Here is an 18979-nt window from a genome sequence, read left to right as displayed (position 1 = left end):
ATATGAATAGTAGGAGTTTATATACGCCATGAAATAATCCGGACAGAACTCATGCCAAAGGGGGACATAGGCTTGGAACGGGAATGGAAGAGTGCCTTATATACTTACGTGAACCAGTACAATCGCTGTGAGATCGACTACCGTCCACAGACCAGCGAACGGATCGTTACCGATCCTGACTTCGTGGTGGAACGGGGAGAGCGTATGGCAAGGCTGGATGAATGGTATCGTAAGCGGCGCGCCGTGCCTCTTCGCAGCGAGACCAGCGCCAAGCTTGTGCGCACGCTTATGGATGGCCAGGAAGAAGCGGTGGTGGATGTACAATTGTACAGCAGACTGTTCTACGAGAAGAGCGGGATCACCCACCGGGAGGACCGGATTGAGCGGGAGCGGTTAACCTTTCTGCGGCAGAGTGGTGGATGGATTATTGGACGGGTCGAGCGAGAAGTGCCGGAGCGTCGCTCTGCTGGGGAAGGACGCCCGTTTCAACAAGCTGATTTTGTACAGGCGATGAATCGGCCGCTGCTGAATCGGGAAGTGCTGGGTCAAGGAAGAAGCTCACGGCAACAGTCATATCGCAGAGATCTGGCAGTTGCCTATGCAGATCGGTGGTGGAATGCGGGGAATCCGGCATTTGAGGAATTTGATGTGGATTGCACCAATTACGTGTCCCAATGTCTCTTTGCAGGGGGCGCACCCATCCACTATACTGGTAGAAGAGAAGCTGGCTGGTGGTATAAAGGGTATGTGAACGGCTCCGAAATGTGGAGTTACAGTTGGGCAGTTTCCAACAGTCTGGAGCGTTATTTGTCAGGCAGCAGTTGGGGTCTGACCGCGACAGAAGTGGAGCGTCCTGAGCAGCTGATGCTCGGCGATGTTATTCTCTACGATTGGGATGGAGATGGGCGATTTCAGCACAGCACCGTTGTGACCGCATTTGATGCGGGCGGTATGCCGCTTGTTAACGCACATACGGTTAGTAGCCGTCACCGATTTTGGGATTACCGGGATTCTTACGCTTGGACGGAGCGGACGGTATACCGGCTTTTTCATATTGCAGATGAGTTTTGATGACGAAAGATTTTCGGGATGCGGTGACGCAGACATCCAGTTCCGTGTAAAATAAGATCAGATAACGCAAGCAGAATAACAAGGGTGCTGAGCATGCAAGCATGACAGCATCAGGCACAGATAATCGGAGGGTACACATGAGTATGGATAAATTAAAAGTAGGCGTCGTGTACGGCGGGAAATCGGGCGAGCATGAGGTGTCGCTGCAAACGGCGTTTGCTGTAACAAACGCATTTGATTATGAAAAGTATGAACTCGTTCCTTTTTATATCTCCAAGCAGGGGACGTGGAAAAAAGGACCTGTCATGCATGCGCCGTTCGCGCAGATTGAAGATCTGAAGCTGGAGCAGTCGGCGGGTGGAACGCAGGATGCGCTGAACGCCCTGTTTGGCCGTTTGTATGGCGGAGCAGAAGCGCTGGACGTGATGTTCCCTCTGCTGCACGGTACGTTTGGAGAGGATGGCACCATTCAGGGCATGTTCGAGATGGCGGATATGCCATATGTAGGTGCAGGTGTACTGGCTTCGGCTGGCGGCATGGACAAAGTGGTCATGAAAAAGCTGTTTGCACAGGCTGGCATCGACCAATGTGCCTTTACGTATTTTAATGCTACACAATGGAAGCAGACAGAGCACGAAATGATCGTACAGGTCGAAGATCAGCTGGGGTATCCTTGTTTTATCAAACCGGCGAATCTGGGCTCCAGTGTGGGCATCTCCAAAGCGCGTAACCGCGATGAGCTGAAGACAGCTGTTGAGTTCGCACTTCGTTATGATACGAAGGTTGTCATTGAGGAGTTTGTTGAAGCCCGCGAAGTTGAGGTCAGCGTCCTCGGCAATGACGAGCCCATGGCTTCCGTTCCAGGTGAGATCGTATCCTCCGGTGAGTATTATGACTATGCAGCCAAGTATATTGATGGTCAATCACAGATGCTGATTCCAGCTCCACTGGACCCAGAGGCCGCAGATCGCATTCGCGAGGCAGCTTTGCAGGCGTTCCGTGCGATTGAAGGTAACGGTATTTCACGTGCGGACTTCTTCATTCGGAAAAATGACGGCGCCTTGCTTATTAATGAAGTCAACACCATGCCTGGTTTCACACCATACAGCATGTATCCAATTCTTTGGCGTGAGACAGGTGTATCGTATGCCGAACTGCTGGATCGCATGATTGAGCTGGCACTGGAGCGTTACAACCGCAAGCAGGCACTGAATTACGAGAACGGCGTCCAGGCGTAGCCTGCGACCACAAGATCAGGAGGGATATGCATGGGATTTCAGACTGAATTCAATTCCGTATGCAAGTTCAAGAATGAGCAGGAGCTGTTCGAACTGCTTGAATACGGACGCGGCAAAATGGTCAAACAGGGTTTCCGGGTATTTCCTACCGGCCAGAAAGTGATTGCATACACACCGGATAACGTGGCTGTAGCCATCGTCAAGATCGTGGTTTCCATTGCAGAGATCAACTTCCAGGGGCAAGAGGTAACCGAGGTGGAGATGCTACTCGTCCGCAAATTGACTGAGGAAGAATCACGCATCCAGACTGCCCTTGCGGATGAGATGTTCTTTGGAGAGCAAGCACAGGAGTAGTTGTTGACTGTAAGTGCGAGTCGGAAGGACTGATTTGCCAGAATACGATTATGGTCACTCTTTTAGGGTAAAACTTGGTTATATACAGTGACGGTACATCCTGACGGCTGAATATGCCGTGCGGGTTTTCCGCCCTAATAGAGAGGAAGAGATTCATGCTCGTACGCTTTGGTTACGTGGCAATGTCCGTGCTTATAGAGAACGCCTCGCCTTCCCGGACCATGACCATGTCGAGTTTTAACAAAATCGATGACAGGGAAGCAGCGATCCGCAAGCTCGAACGGATTGCAGCCGAGAACCTGCACAATACATTACGTTTGCTCAGGCACAACAAGGGTAGCCATATTCATGTATATCGCTTCTCTTCCAAATTGATTCCACTGGCAACACACGAGGACCTGAATGACTGGGACCCGTTCCCGGCACTGAAGCAGGACTTTGCGGCCATTGGTGATTTTGTGAAGGAAAATCGTATGCGTGTGTCCTTTCATCCGGATCATTTTACCGTACTTAGTACCCCACGCGAGCAAGTTCTGCACAACTCGATTCGCGACCTTCGTCATCATGTTCGGATGCTGGATGCCATGGGGCTGAATGCCACTGCCAAGAACAATATACATATTGGTGGTGCATACGGGGACAAGCCTTCGGCGGCGCTTCGTTTTGAAGAAAACTTTTTGAAGCTGGATCGGGACATCCAGGAGCGGCTCACACTCGAAAATGATGACAAAACGTTCAATGCGCCTGAGACACTAGCCGTGTGCCAGCACTTGGGATTGCCCATGGTACTGGATATCCATCACCAGTGGGTGAACAACGAAGGAGAACAGGCATGGGATCTGTGGCCTGATATTCTAAAGACTTGGCAGTCGCCGCTTGCTCAGGCAGATTCACCGGCTGATCAGCCATTGCCACCCAAAATTCACGTCTCCAGTCCGAAGAGTGAGAAGGATCTGCGAGGTCATGCTGATGGTGTAGAGGTAGAGCCTGTGCTCGACTTCTTGCGTCATATCGCAGCAGACACCCCTAGGCTTGACGTGATGATTGAGGCTAAACGCAAGGATGAGGCTCTTGTGCAACTGATGCAGAAGCTGGCATTCTATCACGAAGAGGGCGTGGAGTGGGTGGACGAGTCTACCGTCATCATTCATCCGTAGTGCCAAAAGGGGCCTGGGCAACGAGAAACTTTACGACCTGTGGGGCGTATACTTTTAACAAGTATTTCAACTTTTCGTAGATTGATATAGAAAGTAGAGTGAACGCTTTGAATGAGAAGGAAAAGACACCTTATGTCGTGACAAGCAAAAGCTATACTGCCGTTGCCATTAATGCAGCTTCCAAAGCTGGCGAATGGATCAAAAGCCGTCTTGGGACGGTAGCTGAACTTGGCACCAAATATTCACCCCAAGATCTGGTGACCGAAGTGGATAAAGGAGCGGAGCAGATGATCCGCCGCCTGATTCTTACGCATTTTCCCCACCATGCCATTCTGGGTGAAGAAGGTGTCGAACCGGGACCTGAAGCTTCGGCAAAAGCACTGAAAGAAGCAGAGGAAGAAGAGTTCCTGTGGATTGTTGATCCTGTGGATGGAACGACGAACTTTGTACACGGATTCCCGTTTTATTCGGTGTCCATCGCATTGGCTCACAATGGTGAAGTCATTGTCGGCGTGATCTACGACCCTTCCCGTGATGAAATGTTTGTTGCGGAAAAAGGGAAAGGGGCTTACGTTCATGGAAACCGGATGCTGGTATCTGGTGAACAGGAATTGGCTCAAAGCCTGATTGCGGTTGGATTCCCGGCAGACACAACCTTTGCGTTGCCACTGAATATGGCAGCTGTGCAGGCTCTTGCTCCGCAAGTTCGTAACTTGCGTGCAGGCGGATCTGCCGCCCTCCATCTGGCATATGTTGCAGCAGGACGTCTCAGCGCCTATACCGAAGTTGGATTGAAACCGTGGGATATTGCCGCAGGTGCGCTGCTTGTTGAAGAATCAGGTGGCAAGGTGACGGATACCATCGGAACACCTTATCAACTGTCTGTGAATCATGTCGTGGCCAGCAATGGCAAAATCCATGATGCACTGACGGATGTGCTGAAGGAAGCGAAAGCAACCGGCTTGGAATGAAATTCATTATAAGGAGCGAAAACAATGGATGAATCCAAAGAACTGGAACGACGGCTCAGTGATATGCTGACGGAAGGGGACATGGAAGAGTCCGGCGACACCGATCAGCGTGAACGCCAGCTGATTCCTCCCAAGTATGAAGTGCGAATCCAGACGGAACGTGATCCAATTGTCGAGGAAACGTTAAAGTACCGGAAGATGGCACGCGAAGTGGACGATCGTTATGATCGGTATCTGGAACGAGCTACCGGGAACAAACCGGAGAGCGACAAAGGTCATTCGATTGCTGAAGACTCGAATAAGCCGCAATCTTAACTAATCACTGAACGTCATAGCTGAGCTTATCCAGTAACAGGCCCCCCTTTAGGGAGCCTGTTATTTCATGTGTGCTCTCAGCAGAGAGGACAACGCCTACTTTAAAATGATAGAATAGAGTAACACGACTTATATCATTGGAATGACCGATGTACTATATATTAGGGAGGTAGTTCAAAAAGTCCGCTTTTGATTACCAAGGATGCCTATGAGGCATCATCAGCATCGAATATGGAATTCAGCCGAAATGTCCGTTGCTCACGTAGTTTTCCCTACGCTCCGCTACTCCATTTCTAGCTTCATCCCATCTTCTCGGTACTGAAAACCGCCCTTTTTGAACACGTACATTTAGTGTGAAATTATTATAGATTCGCGAAAAGGAGTGTTACCTGAATGAAGCGTAAACGTATATGGGAAAATACTGCTGCCGGTTTAACGGTAAGCATGTTGGCAGGAATGCTGCTCTTCACATCATCTGCATTGCCTGCACACGCGGCTGACACCAAAACCGGTGTATTGCCAGCAGGTACAAACGAGACTTCGCTGACTGCGAAGAAAGATGCAGTAGCCGTAACCAAGGAGTTCCGCATCGTCACATTGGGAGATTCCATAACGGTAGGTTATGAGCCCAACACAAAAGAATTGCCTTATGGTTATGTAGAACGTTTGCATGAGCAGGGTTTGCTGCATGGACGTACACAGGTGGACAACTACGGGATTGCCGGATTGAAAACCAGTGGCCTGAAAAACTTCACTACCGCAATTAAGGATGGCAAAACACTGACTTCTGAAGCCATTCAACCAAGTCTTCCTGATCCAAGAGCGGGACAGATCGGAGCCAATACTGCTGCAATCCGTGAGAGTGTAGCACAGGCCAATCTGGTTGCAATTACCATTGGGGGAAATGATGTATCTGAGCTTCTCGGTACAGCAGACAAACTGAGTGATCAGGAACTGCAAGCGAAGGTAAAAGAATTACTCGCAACATATACAGCTAATGTTAGTGCAGCGATTAATGATATCCATGAAATTAACCCGACAGCTAAAATTGTCATCGCCGACCAGTATCAACCGATGCCAGAAGTAGCAGGCAAGGCACTCTATGCCAAACTGATGGAGGCATCGCAAGGCTTCACACAGACTATTGATGGCATTGCAGCACAATTTACTGCTCAGGGTACCGATGTCAAAGTCGCACACGTCGCCAAGGAGTTTGTTGGTGGTGAAGGCACGATGACACATATGATCAAAGATCGTGATTTCCACCCAAATCAATTTGGATATGCGGCCATTGCCGAAGTATTTGCCAAAACGATCTGGGGAGATTACACCAAGCTGACTGCACCTGCCACAGGTGAACCAATGAATATTATCGTGAGTGGCAAAACATTAAATACACCGTACAAACCGATTATCCGTAACGGCAAAAACTTTGTGGCGATTCAAGACATCGTAAACGCTGTAGGTGCTACTACGGTGTGGGATAACAAAACTTCAACCGCAACCATTACATATGGAGACCGAAAGGTTGCTGTGAAGATTGGTGCCAATGCTGTGAAGGTAAATGGAGCATCGGTTACCGTGGATACACCTGCATTCCTGAATAAGGTAGGCAAAGAGTCCAAAACATATGTACCACTTGCCATGGTGGCTGAAGGTCTTGGCTTTGATGTGCAGTATGTAGCGAAGCTGAAAACTGTTTTTGTTAACCCGTAATATACGAATATGAATGGAATGAAGGACAATCTGCTTTTTTATAAAGCAGGTTGTCTTTTTTGCATCTTTCTGAAAATTATCGAGTAAAATGGCCCGTGAAGATGAGAGGGCAAAAAGGATATCGGATGTTTCACTGGCTGACTCAACGGGTTGTCCTTTTTGTTCAGAAGTTGTTCAGAGCGATCCTATAATGTAGCTAGTATAAGAGGAGGAAAAGCCTTATTATTGTGTAAAAATCATAGTTTAGACATATTTGATGGGGTTACATGAAAAATTTACGAGAGAAGAGGAGAAACATGCGCGTTATTAAGAAATTGATGCTAAGCATGATGGCATTCATTCTACTGTGTTTTACTTGGCCAGTTCTGCCCATACATGCGGCGGGACAAATGGTGTTTGAAGGTGTACCTTCAGTTGAAATGCGTCCAGAAACAGAAGGCAACCAACTGGTAAAACCTGATGTAGCGAAGGTCGTTTGTTCAGATCCTACTACCGAAGCAAGTTCACCAAGTTGTCCAGTAATTAAATGGGGCGACCTCACTTATTGGATATACAGCGATAAAGATAATAACTTTGTATTTTATGTTGCAGTGTATAACCAAAAAGGGGCCTTGATTAATCATAAAATCTTCTCAGGCGCTCGCTATATTAAAGAAATCACAGTGGGTGGCAGTAGTGAGCGAGTTACCTTAAAAGGGCAAGGTAACCAAATCGTACAAGTGACTTTTGACCAGCTAAAAGAAATTACCTATACTCCCGGAGTGGATCTCAGCGTTACTGATAGTAAGGTTGGGATGAATGAAACGGTTAACTTGATTGTAAACATGAGGAGTCCCATAGAGGATTTGGACGGGGATATCGTGTTTAAATCAAGCGGCTCAACGTTGACACAGGTAGAACTTGCTGACGGCAAAGCGGAGTATTCATTAGACTCTTCTACTCTAGGACTCGGTGTGCATACATTTACAGCAGATTATATCCCAAAATTGGGCAGTGAGTTCAAAATGAATACATCCAAGCCGGTTACTATTGAGGTGGCATACAGGGTCAATTTTATGGATGGACAGGGTAACGTTTTTTCGAAAAATATCGTGAGGGATGGTGGACTCGCTCAAGAACCGAACCCAAGCCCAACGCGACCAGGTCATACCTTTGTAGGATGGTACACAGATCAGACAGATCCAACCACCAAATGGAACTTTGGGAGTAATACGGTGGCGCGAAATATGGCGTTGTTTGCACACTGGAAGGTGAACAATTACACCGTAACGTATGATGCGAACTACAGCGGAGCTGGAACCGCGACACAGAGACAGTGGCGTACGGAGCGAAAGCGAGTGAGCCAAACCCAGCCCCAACGCGAGAAGGCTATACCTTTGCAGGGTGGTACACGGATGCGACAGATCCAGCAACCCAGTGGAACTTTTCCAGTAATACGGTGGCGGGCAATGTGACGTTGTACGCACATTGGACGGTGAACAATTCCACCGTAACGTATGACGCGAACTACAGCGGAGCGGGAACCGCGACCACAGAGACAGTGGCGTACGGAGCGAAAGCGAGTGAGCCAAACCCAGCCCCAACGCGAGAAGGCTATACCTTTGCAGGGTGGTACACGGATGCGACAGATCCAGCAACCCAGTGGAACTTTTCCAGTAATACGGTGGCGGGCAATGTGACGTTGTACGCACATTGGACGGTGAACAATTACACCGTAACGTATGATGCGAATTACAGCGGAGCGGGAACCGCGACCACAGAGTCAGTTGCGTACGGAGCGAAAGCGAGTGAGCCAAACCCGGCCCCAACGCGAGAAGGCTATACCTTTGCAGGGTGGTACACAGATCAGACAGATCCAACCACCAAATGGAACTTTGGGAGTAATACGGTGGCGCGAAATATGGCGTTGTTTGCACACTGGAAGGTGAACAATTACACCGTAACGTATGATGCGAACTACAGCGGAGCTGGAACCGCGACCACAGAGACAGTGGCGTACGGAGCGAAAGCGAGTGAGCCAAACCCAGCCCCAACGCGAGAAGGCTATACCTTTGCAGGGTGGTACACGGATGCAACAGATCCAGCAACCCAGTGGAACTTTTCGAGTAATACGGTGGCGGGCAATGTGACGTTGTACGCACATTGGACGGTGAACAATTCCACCGTGACGTATGACGCGAACTACAGCGGAGCGGGAACCGCGACCACAGAGACAGTGGCGTACGGAGCGAAAGCGAGTGAGCCAAACCCGGCCCCAACGCGAGAAGGCTATACCTTTGCAGGGTGGTACACGGATGCAACAGATCCAACCTTCAAATGGAACTTTGCAAGTGATGTGGTGGAGGGGGATGTAACGCTGTACGCACACTGGACAGTCAAAATTACGCCACAGCCACCGACTCCTTCACCTTCTGTTCCATCAGCACCTTCTGTACCGGTGGTTGTCCCTTCCAATGGGCAACAGAGTCAATCCACCGTGCTAATTAACGGTCAGGCAGTATCCACACGCAGAGTAGATGAAACGTTAGCTAATGGTCAGCCTGTCGTTCGGTTGATCTTAACGGCTCAAGGATTAACGAATGTGATGAATACTAACGCTTCGGAAGCAAAGATAGTCATCGACGGATTAGGGACAGCGGTCAAGCTGGAGATTCCCATGCAGCCGTTACAGGTAAAGGTTAAAGCTGATGCCAATGCTAAACTCCAGATAACAGTGAATGGTAATAGTGTATCTATTCCATTAAATAGTCTGGCTGATCGGCAGTCAGACTCTGCGTTGACCATTTCCATCGTGGAAGGTTCCAAAGAGGCGCAGGCACGTGTAGAACGTGTGGCACAAACGATGGATGCACGAGTCGTATTGAAACAACCAGTCACGTTGTCTGTTGATATCAATGGGCAAGATACAGAGGATGGTTCGAACGATTACTTGCATAAGTCTATCGTGATCCCTGCTGGGTTTAATCCAGACCAGATCACAGTCGTTAGAATTGATGCGAATGGGCAACTTCATTTCGTACCTGCTGTTTTTACCGCCACACAAGCTGAGATATTGTCTACTCAGGGCGGTGAGTATACGATTATTAGTATGAATAAGGTATTCAACGATGTGCAGCAACACTGGGCTGGCGAAGACATTCAGCAGATGGCCAACAAGCTGATTGTTGATGGGCGGCCTGATGGAAGCTTTGCACCTGAACAACCGATTACTCGTGCTGAATTCACAGCCATGCTTGTACGTGCCATGGGATTATCCGGAGGTAGCGTAAAAACCGAATTGCCTTCCGCTTTTAATGATGTGGATTCGGAACAATGGTATGCCAATGCACTCATAACGGCAGGAAGTAAGGGGTTGGTTAATGGTTTCGCAGATGGGTCATTCCACCCGGATGGTCAGATTACTCGGGAACAGATGGCTACGATGCTGGATAGGGCATTGAATTTGATGAAGATTCCTAATGACCAACTGACAGGTACCACTCCTTCATTTACAGATGCATCAAATATCTTGAACTGGTCTTCTGACGCCGTAGCTCGACTGGTAGAGACAGGGATCGTTAAGGGAATGAACGGGGGAACCTTCGCGCCTCAGGAGAATGCAACGCGAGCACAGAGTACGGTGATGTTAATGAGACTTATGCGCTTTGCTCAACTAATCAATTAATGATTATACAGGTTAATGATTACTTGTGAAAAAATAAAATCCAGGTTTAATTGAGAAAGCAAAAAGCAGTCTGCTCTTTGAATGAGTAGGCTGCTTTTTGCTTTCTCAAGATACATTTACACATGTATACCTTCTCTAATGACCTAAAATGTTGCATAAATATATCTTGTCAGATGACCAATGGATGTGTAAATATGAAAATAACTTACAATAAAACCACTAACCTATAGCATGACAGGCACCCCTCGCAAGCCAAAGGAGCGCTTAGGATGAACAAAATTAAGAACGCTTTCACAACACTACCGATTCATCACAAAACGATTCTTCTCATCGGACTCTTGATGTTAATCAGCTTTACGTTTTATGCGTCCGTACTCCGATATGTGTTCAGTATCTATGACCGTCAGATCTATGAGAAATCCTCGCAGGTCCTCAATATGTCCTCGGTAGGTATTGAGAATCAACTACGTGAAGTTTCCAATCTCTCCTTCAAGGTGATGTCAGACGAGCCGCTTCAACAATATTTGCTTCAACTTGAAAAGGCCGAGACGGGATATGAGAGAAATGGTCTGCGCAAGAAAATTACCAACCGATTGGTTGCTTATGCGGGTTCTGAGAAATACGTCTATTCCATGCTATTTATCGATAATGATAATAACGTCATGGCTGCAGGGAACCGGGAAGGGATTTCGGAGTCGAAGCAAAGGGAACTGGTATCGCTGGGAGATCAATATACAGGCTCCAATGTCTGGCACACTAGCGGGGATAAACAAGCCAGGCTTTTATCTGTACGACAGGTGAAATCTTTTACTGGGGGCGCATTTACACTGGATAAGCTCGGGACTCTAATTATCCGAGTGCGTCTGGACCGAATCGTACAGGATCAGATGCAGGAACCCGCAGAGGACTCACAGTTATTGATTTCGGATGGAAAAGAAGTAATCTATCCAACCGAATCTTCGGTAAGTGAAGCTGAGATTGAATCGGAACTGAAGCGTACCCAACCCTATGGAATTGCCATGTTTGAGCAGGGGAGACACTTTGTGGCCCGTGCCAATTCTTCCTACACAGACTGGACGTACCTGTACACCACTCCTTTTGACCAGATGTTTAAAAAAATTCAGTTTGTTAAACAGTTGGTCACGGTTATTTTTATCATGATTTTTCTGGGGGCACTCATAATTGGAGCAAAGTTCTCCCGCAGTATTACCCATCCGATTGCGCAGCTGATCAAAAAGATGCGTAATATCGAAAAAGGTGATCTGGATAAATTGGAGGAAGCTGCCTTAGGTAACGTTCCGATGTCTCCACAGAATGAGGTTGGGCTGCTGCATCGTACATTCAAGATGATGCTTCAGCGGATTCGTGAATTAATTGATGAGAATTATGCGAAGCAACTGGTGATTCGTGAAACTGAGTTGAAAGCGCTTCAAGCACAGATTAATCCTCATTTCCTATACAACACGCTTGAATCCATTAACTGGATGGCCAAAGTACAGAAACAACGTCAGATCTCGGAAATGGTTGAGGCGCTTGGATTCCTGCTGCGCAGCTCTGTGAATATGACGGAGAAGTGGATCACGCTGGAAAGAGAGCTGGACATTGTCCGCAGCTACGTTACAATTCAACGCACCCGTTTTGAAGAGAGACTGGATTTTGATATGGAGATTGCACCTGAGGTGGGATCAGCACGAATTCCCAAGTTAACATTGCAACCGCTGGTAGAGAACGCCATACACTATGCACTCGAACCAAGCATTGATCCTTGCCGAATTCGAATAAGGGCGAGAGCAGAGGGAGAACAAGTCATTATTGAAGTCGAGGACGATGGTCCAGGGATGACACCGGAATTCCTCGAACAATTACAAGAAGGACGCATACAGACAAGAGGACAGGGCATTGGGTTATCTAACATCCAGGAACGAATCAGGCTGACCTTTGGCGAAGAAGGCAGAATGGTGATGAGCAGCAAGCCCGGATCAGGAACTGTAGTATCGATCAGCATACCTTGGATTAGAGAGGACGATGACGATGTACAAAGTGATGCTCGTAGATGATGAACGTGTCATTCTGGAGGGAATATCCCAAGTGGTCGATTGGGCCGCAGCAGGTACGGAATTAGTGGGTACGGCGCGGAATGGGATTGAAGCGCTGGACAAAATCGGGCAGTCGAAACCCGATATTATCATTACGGATATTTCCATGCCGGGTCTGGATGGTCTGGGACTCATAGAGAAAGCATCCGAAGCATACCCGGGAGTACGGTTCATTATGTTATCTGGTTATAAAGAGTTCGAATACGCCCGTAGAGCGATGCAGTATGGTGTGAAGCATTATTTGCTCAAGCCTTGCAACGAGAATCAGATCCATGATGCGTTAACTGAACTGTTGCAGGAACATCAGGATGCGCAGGTGAAGGAGCATGTCGCTGGTGAGATGAAACAGCGTTTGCAACGGGTCCTTCCCCATGTAAAGGAACAATTTTTGCTGGAGTTCATGACGAACCGAACCTATGGGCCGGTTGATCTGGAATATTACCAGGAGCTGTTTGATCTGGAACTTGAAGATACAGAAGTTCGGTTACTGCTGTTCCGAATTGCAGATGAACATGATTACAGTCATTTATTTGCCATCAAAAATATCGCCAGTGATCTGCTCCCACATGTACTGTTAAGTACAACCATTGAAGGTAGACTCTTGATCCTGCTTGCAGATTCAGCTGATCCGGCTGGACTGAACGAGAATATTGAAGAAGTTCGGGCTGCATTTACCAGACTATATAAATTGGAAGTGACCGCTGCACTGAGCGAAGCAGATCGAATGATCCAATCTCGGCGATTATTCCGTGAGGCATTACAATATTTGAATCATCGCTTCTTTATTGGTGAAGGCAAGTTGATTACGAAGAATGATCTGGTTCTGGCCGGAGAATGCGACGGGTTGCATGTAGAACAGGATGCCGAGCAGTTGTGTCAGTTGATCAAATCGGGCAATAGCGAGGAAACAGCCGCAGAGGTGGATCGTCTTTTCGATCTATTATCGGGTCAGCAGTTGGAGATTGAGGTGACACGTTCGTATGTAGTGCAGCTGTACTCGGCGATGATTCATGTCTGTCCGCCTGAAGAGGCAACAGAATTTACTCAACGTATGGCAGAGTTGCCCCATATGGACACGTTATCTGCTTTGAAGTCTTTTGTAGCGAGCAGTGCAGCCCGGTTAACCTCTGGTTATTATAAAAATCATATAAGTCGCCAGTCTTCAGCCGTGGAGAAGATGATGGACATCGTGGATCGTCATTATGGAGAGGCAGATCTTTCACTCAATGGAGTCGCCCATCAGATGTTATATATGAATCCGGATTACCTCGGTAAAATTTTCAAAAAGTCACGGGAGAGAATTTCTCCAACTACGTGAATCGTCTGCGCATTGAACGAGCATGTGATCATATTCGCAGAGGCGGGGATGTGAAGGTATTCGAGCTTGCGGAATTATTCGGATTCGGCGGTAATTCACAGTATTTCAGTCAGGTGTTCAAAAAATGGACGGGGATGACACCTACGGAATTCCGCAGGATCGGCATATAACAATGGGCTACCAATCATGTGATTCTTGTCTGGGGAGGACGAACAGCGCCGAGAGGGGGACTGTTGTCCTCCTCTGTTTTTTGAACCAACAAGACGGTTTTGTGTATTCAACTCTGGTCGTACATTTGCGAAAATGACATTAACAAGTTTGTGAAAGCGTTATCAGAAACGAGAAGATAACTCTTTCATACAACCATATCAACATAAAAGGGGAGATTGGCATGGTGAAAAAGGCAATATTCCTAATGATGGCTGCTTTGCTCGTGTTTACAGCGGCATGTAGCTCAGGTGGAGGAACTGAAGGAGCATCTGGAGATGACTCAGTTACCCTGCGGATCGCTTGGTGGGGCTCGGATGCAAGGCATGAATATACACAGAAGGTCATCGACCTGTACAAATCGAAAAACCCGAATGTCAAAATCGACGTGGAATATGCTTCATTTGATGACTACTGGAAAAAGCTAGCACCACAAGCAGCTGCAAATCAGTTGCCTGACATCGTTCAGATGGATATTTCCTACATCAGCCAATATGCACAGAATGGTCAGCTTGAGGACCTAGCACCTTATCTGGGCAACCAGATCAAAGTGGACGATGTGTCCGAGAACGTTATTAGCACAGGTGTAATTAACGGTAAACAATATGGTGTACCTGCCGGTGTAAACGTTCTGGGCTTCCAATATGATCCGGCATTGCTTAAAAAAGCAGGCGTGGATGCAATCCCTGACAATATGACTTGGGAATCATACGAAGCACTGGGTAAACAAACCGCAGAGAAAGGTCTGTATTTGGATGGAGGGATAGCTCCGGATATTTTCTTCCACTACTTCCTGCGTACCAAAGGACATTCCCTCTACAATGCAGAAGGAACTGGTCTTGGTTATGATGATGACCAATTGTTTGTGGAATTCTTCGGACTTATGCGCCGCATGATTGAGCAGGGCGCAGCACCTACACCGGATGTAGCCAACCAAACCAAAGGCATTATTGAGGAATCGGATCTGGTGAAGGAAAAAGGAATCGGCGTATGGCAATGGTCCAACCAGTTCGTAGCCTTGCAACAGGTAGCGAACCGTCCACTCGAAATCGCTCCAATGCCAGGACCGGATATGGAAAAAGGACTATATATGCAACCAAGTATGTATTGGGGTGTAACGTCCAACTCCAAAGTGAAGGAAGAAGCGGCTAAGTTCATTGATTTCTGGGTGAATGACGTGGAAGCCAACAAACTGATCAAAGGTGAGCGCGGTGTGCCAATTTCAGGAGCAATCAAAGAAGCTATCGCACCTGAGCTGAGTGACGCAACGAAACAGGTCTTTGAATTCGTAGCAGCCATGGAGCCAAAAGCTTCACCAATGAGTTCTCCGCCACCGGTTGGTTCACCGGAAGTAATTTCTGCTCTGGCAGATGTGGTTGAAGAGTTGAACTTTGGCAAAATTACACCTGAACAGGCAGCAGAAACATTCCGCAAGAACGCCGAATCTGTACTTGCGAACAATAAATAACAGTTGAATGATGGCTTGCTCGTCCCACTTCAGGGATGGTCGGGAATGGGGCTACTCGCGAATGCGAGGGCCTTTCCCCGTCCAGATGACCGAAGCAAGGATGAGGGCAAGCTGATCCATGAAGGAGGTTCGTTCCATTGAGGCAGTATTCGTCGTTACGTAGAAACTTAACCGGATATGCGTTCATAAGCCCGTTTATTATTGGATTCCTGGGCTTCACACTGATCCCCATGTTTGTGTCCTTATATATGTCGTTTACGAGTTATAACTTGTTCACTTCTCCGCGGTGGATTGGGCTCGATAACTACACCAAAATGTTTTTTGATGACCCGAAATATTGGAACTCGGTCAAAGTGACGTTTCTGTATGTATTCATTGGGGTACCGTTAAGGTTGATCTTTGCCCTCTTCGTAGCGATGGTCCTGAACACTGGCTCTCGTATGATTGGAACGTACCGGACGCTGTATTACCTGCCATCCATTATCGGTGGTAGTGTGGCTGTATCCATCATGTGGCGTAACCTCTTCAGTAATGAAGGTGTTATCAACAGTGCTCTAACGGCAATTGGGATCGGGCCTATCAGCTGGTTTGGTGACCCGAATGCGTCCTCGTTATGCTTATCTCACTGTCTGTGTGGCAGTTCGGTTCGTCCATGCTGATCTTCCTGGCTGGCCTCAAAAATATCCCCACTGAGATGTACGAGGCAGCAGGTGTAGATGGTGCAAATCCTATTCGGAAATTTTTCAGCATTACCTTGCCGCTCCTTAGCCCGATCGTCCTGTTCAATATGATTATGCAGACGATTGGAGCATTCATGACGTTTGTACCTGCCTATATTATCTCCAAAGGCGAAGGTGGTCCAATGGACGGTACGATGTTGTACTCCCTGTATCTGTTCCGTCAGGCGTTTATGTTTAATAACATGGGTTATGCTTCGGCAATGGCCTGGGTCATGCTCATCATGATCGGTATACTCACGGTAGCTGTATTCCTGACATCCAAGTACTGGGTGTTCTACGAATCTGAAGGAGGGAAGTAACGATGGTTTGGAGAAATGTGAAATGGCCCATTTATCACCTGTTCGTTGCAGCTCTTGCCCTCCTGATGCTCTATCCCGTCCTATGGATGCTATTCAGTTCATTCAAGGAAAGCCGTACGATTTTCGTCACAGCGGATACCCTGTTTCCTGCGGAGTGGATCTGGAGCAACTATGTGGATGGCTGGAAAGGCACAGCTGGAAGACCGTTTATGGATTACATCACCAACTCACTGGTAATTGTGGTTATTTCCACCATCGGTGCTGTAATATCGTCATCGCTGATCGCTTTCGGTTTTGCCAGACTGAATTTCAAGGGACGTACGTTCTGGTTCTCCTTGATGATGTTAACACTGATGTTGCCACATGACGTGGTATTGGTTCCTCAGTACATCATCTTCACGAAGCTGGGTTGGCTGAATACAATTCTTCCAATTGTTGTACCTACATTCTTCGGAATGCCGTTCTTCATTTTCCTGATGGTACAGTTCATTCGAACGATTCCGAAGGAGCTGGATGAGGCTGCAACCATCGACGGATGTAACAAATTCAGGCTGTATATTCAGATCATTATGCCTCTGATCAAGTCTTCTCTGGCGACTGCAGCGATTTTCTCCTTCTACTGGAGATGGGAGGATCTGCTCGGTCCGGTATTGTACCTGAACTCGCCTGAAAAATATACCGTATCCATGGCGCTGAAAATGTTCCTGGATAGCGAATCTGCTTCCAACTGGGGTGCAATGTTCGCCATGTCCATCGTCAGTCTGGTTCCGGTTGTAGCTGTGTTCTTCATCTTCCAAAAACAAATTGTTCAAGGGATGAGCACCAGCGGATTGAAAGGATAAGCCAGACTCACTGTATCTTCGTATCTTCGCCCGAATGAACGTTTACGAAAGTTAACCAAGGAGGTTATCGCTTTTGAATAAAGCTCAGGGTAGTCAGGCCGTTGCCATGGAGGCAGCGGCAGAGGGCCAGGTAGTGTCCGTGACCAGCTGGAAGTTTAACTTTGGACCAGACTCGGGAAGAGCAGATGAGACAGGGGATTATCTGAAAGTAACTGCAACAACCGCATATGAGGAACGCGAAGGATACGGATTCGAGGCAGGATCTCTGGTGTATGAGAAACAACGCATTCGTGATGACGATGTGTCGGATCCTACGAAACAACATCATAACAATCCGGGGCAGACAACCATGTCTGCCCGATTGCGTTCAGGCTTCTGTATTCCGCTCAAAGCATCATTCATCGTGGATGTTCCCGACGGAACCTACCAAGTATTACTCGTTGCAGGTGATGAATTGGCTGAGACAGTGACCCGCGTGAAAGCTGGTGAGGGTAGACTTGTACTGCCAACCATTCGCACACTTCCCGGACAATGCGCAGAGGTTCGATTCTCGGTTGTTGTTCGTGGCGGCAGACTTCGTCTGTCATTCTCCGGTCCTGCGCCAAGAATCAATGCGTTAGAGATTACCCTTGCGAATCAGACCATGACCGTATTTCTTGCCGGGGATTCAACCGTAACAGATCAGCCGGAGAGTGGATATCCGTATTGCGGGTGGGGCCAGTTATTGCCAGCACAGTTCAAACATGATGTGGCAGTAGATAATCACGCCCAGTCAGGGCGCAGTTCCCGCAGTTTTATTAATGAAGGCAGACTCAGCGCCATTCTGGAGCGAATCAAGCCTGAAGATTTTTTGTTTATTCAATTTGGACATAACGATGAGAAGCCGGACCCCGAACGTGGGACGGACCCATTCACAACATATAAGGAATATTTGAAAAAGTATATCGACGCTGCCCGGGAAGCCAAGGCTCGTCCGGTGCTCATCACCCCGGTGCATCGTCGCTATTTTGCGGATGATGGCACTTTGACCGATACGCATGGCGATTATATCGTCGCCATGCGTGAGCTGGCGGAAGAGGAAGATGTTCCACTGATCCATCTGGCTGAGCGCAGCCGTCTTCTGTTCGAGCAGGCGGGCGTTGAAGGCACCAAGGACGACTTTATGTGGGTACTGCCAGGCGAGTATGTGAACTTCCCCTCAGGCGTGGAGGATAACACGCATTTTCAGGAACGAGGTGCCCGCCGCCTTGCCCAGCAGGTGGCAGAAGCCATCCGCGAGTTGCAATTGCAACCGTTGCAGATGTATCTGCGATAGGTTCATCCCCTAAATAATTAAGCGAGTTAAACGAAGTAACGAGAAAAACAAAGTCGCCCAGCCAATAGCGAAGGCAATAAACTTTAAAAAAACAAGCGAGCGTAGCAGCGGAGGAGGGCGGAATCGGGTAGAGGGAGCAAAGCGTCCACCTTTGGAGCGGGATTTCCCCTGCTGAGGGGGAATGGATAGAAATCCCGAGCCAACAGCG

Annotated in this window: 12 protein-coding genes and 3 pseudogenes; all 15 read left to right on the top strand. The window is 48.0% G+C overall.

Translation table 11 applies throughout. The features are described from left to right. The first annotated feature begins 66 nt into the window (after positions 1 to 66). The 15 genes and pseudogenes from NSQ38_RS01450 (at position 67) to NSQ38_RS01380 (ending at position 18771) form a co-directional block, all read left to right on the top strand. Positions 67 to 1071 carry an amidase domain-containing protein gene (locus tag NSQ38_RS01450; RefSeq protein WP_339790358.1) on the top strand — a complete coding sequence of 335 codons (1005 nt, stop codon included), beginning with the start codon at positions 67 to 69 and terminating at the stop codon, positions 1069 to 1071. 137 nt (positions 1072 to 1208) lie between these two features. Beyond that, positions 1209 to 2309, top strand: a complete 1101-nt coding sequence (locus NSQ38_RS01445; protein ID WP_339786477.1) for a D-alanine--D-alanine ligase — start codon at positions 1209 to 1211, stop codon at positions 2307 to 2309. Between the two features lie 30 nt (positions 2310 to 2339). After that, entirely contained in the window at positions 2340 to 2663 is a 324-nt protein-coding gene (locus NSQ38_RS01440) for a hypothetical protein (RefSeq protein WP_338590712.1), read from the top strand. 155 nt (positions 2664 to 2818) lie between these two features. After that, positions 2819 to 3820 (top strand): UV DNA damage repair endonuclease UvsE, encoded by a 1002-nt coding sequence (gene uvsE / locus NSQ38_RS01435; protein ID WP_339786474.1) that lies wholly within the window; start codon positions 2819 to 2821, stop codon positions 3818 to 3820. Positions 3821 to 3918: 98 nt separating this feature from the next. Then, positions 3919 to 4791: an inositol monophosphatase family protein gene (locus NSQ38_RS01430; RefSeq protein WP_036614103.1), complete on the top strand. Its 873-nt coding sequence runs from the start codon at positions 3919 to 3921 to the stop codon at positions 4789 to 4791. A 24-nt stretch (positions 4792 to 4815) separates the two neighbouring features. After that, positions 4816 to 5106, top strand: coding sequence for a hypothetical protein (locus NSQ38_RS01425; RefSeq protein ID WP_338590718.1), 291 nt, complete (start codon positions 4816 to 4818; stop codon positions 5104 to 5106). Between the two features lie 393 nt (positions 5107 to 5499). Further along, positions 5500 to 6822: a stalk domain-containing protein gene (locus NSQ38_RS01420; RefSeq protein ID WP_339786472.1), complete on the top strand. Its 1323-nt coding sequence runs from the start codon at positions 5500 to 5502 to the stop codon at positions 6820 to 6822. Positions 6823 to 7088: 266 nt separating this feature from the next. Then, positions 7089 to 8066: pseudogene (locus NSQ38_RS01415) on the top strand (InlB B-repeat-containing protein); the annotation flags it as partial. 71 nt (positions 8067 to 8137) lie between these two features. Then, positions 8138 to 10486, top strand: coding sequence for an InlB B-repeat-containing protein (locus NSQ38_RS01410; RefSeq protein WP_339786469.1), 2349 nt, complete (start codon positions 8138 to 8140; stop codon positions 10484 to 10486). A gap of 269 nt (positions 10487 to 10755) precedes the next feature. Next, a complete protein-coding gene (locus NSQ38_RS01405) occupies positions 10756 to 12543 on the top strand; it encodes a histidine kinase (RefSeq protein ID WP_338590722.1) in 1788 nt (595 codons plus the stop codon). Further along, a pseudogene (locus NSQ38_RS01400) lies at positions 12518 to 14070 on the top strand (response regulator). Before NSQ38_RS01405 ends, NSQ38_RS01400 begins: the two are co-directional and overlap by 26 nt. Before the next feature lie 221 nt (positions 14071 to 14291). Then, positions 14292 to 15575 carry a sugar ABC transporter substrate-binding protein gene (locus NSQ38_RS01395; RefSeq protein ID WP_338590726.1) on the top strand — a complete coding sequence of 428 codons (1284 nt, stop codon included), beginning with the start codon at positions 14292 to 14294 and terminating at the stop codon, positions 15573 to 15575. A gap of 137 nt (positions 15576 to 15712) precedes the next feature. Further along, positions 15713 to 16614 (top strand): annotated as a pseudogene (locus NSQ38_RS01390) (sugar ABC transporter permease). Positions 16615 to 16616: 2 nt separating this feature from the next. Then, the gene (locus tag NSQ38_RS01385) at positions 16617 to 17456 is read left to right on the top strand and encodes a carbohydrate ABC transporter permease (protein ID WP_338590729.1); all 840 of its coding nucleotides are present in this window, start codon (positions 16617 to 16619) and stop codon (positions 17454 to 17456) included. A gap of 73 nt (positions 17457 to 17529) precedes the next feature. Continuing rightward, positions 17530 to 18771: a rhamnogalacturonan acetylesterase gene (locus tag NSQ38_RS01380; RefSeq protein ID WP_339786466.1), complete on the top strand. Its 1242-nt coding sequence runs from the start codon at positions 17530 to 17532 to the stop codon at positions 18769 to 18771. Positions 18772 to 18979: the final 208 nt, after the last annotated feature.

The sequence above is a fragment of the Paenibacillus sp. FSL R7-0313 genome (assembly GCF_037969885.1).
Taxonomy (GTDB): Bacteria; Bacillota; Bacilli; order Paenibacillales; family Paenibacillaceae; genus Paenibacillus.
The sequence above is the reverse complement of the archived record's forward strand: the minus strand, read 5'-3'. Positions and strand labels throughout refer to the sequence as shown.

Excerpts from the sequence above, each read along its gene's own strand:
- NSQ38_RS01385 (WP_338590729.1), top strand. The coding sequence starts at position 16,617 with ATGGTTTGGAGAAATGTGAAATGGCCCATTTATCACCTGTTCGTTGCA.
- NSQ38_RS01405 (WP_338590722.1), top strand. The coding sequence starts at position 10,756 with ATGAACAAAATTAAGAACGCTTTCACAACACTACCGATTCATCACAAA.
- NSQ38_RS01395 (WP_338590726.1), top strand. The coding sequence starts at position 14,292 with ATGGTGAAAAAGGCAATATTCCTAATGATGGCTGCTTTGCTCGTGTTT.
- NSQ38_RS01420 (WP_339786472.1), top strand. The coding sequence starts at position 5,500 with ATGAAGCGTAAACGTATATGGGAAAATACTGCTGCCGGTTTAACGGTA.
- NSQ38_RS01425 (WP_338590718.1), top strand. The coding sequence starts at position 4,816 with ATGGATGAATCCAAAGAACTGGAACGACGGCTCAGTGATATGCTGACG.
- NSQ38_RS01440 (WP_338590712.1), top strand. The coding sequence starts at position 2,340 with ATGGGATTTCAGACTGAATTCAATTCCGTATGCAAGTTCAAGAATGAG.
- uvsE (WP_339786474.1), top strand. The coding sequence starts at position 2,819 with ATGCTCGTACGCTTTGGTTACGTGGCAATGTCCGTGCTTATAGAGAAC.
- NSQ38_RS01445 (WP_339786477.1), top strand. The coding sequence starts at position 1,209 with ATGAGTATGGATAAATTAAAAGTAGGCGTCGTGTACGGCGGGAAATCG.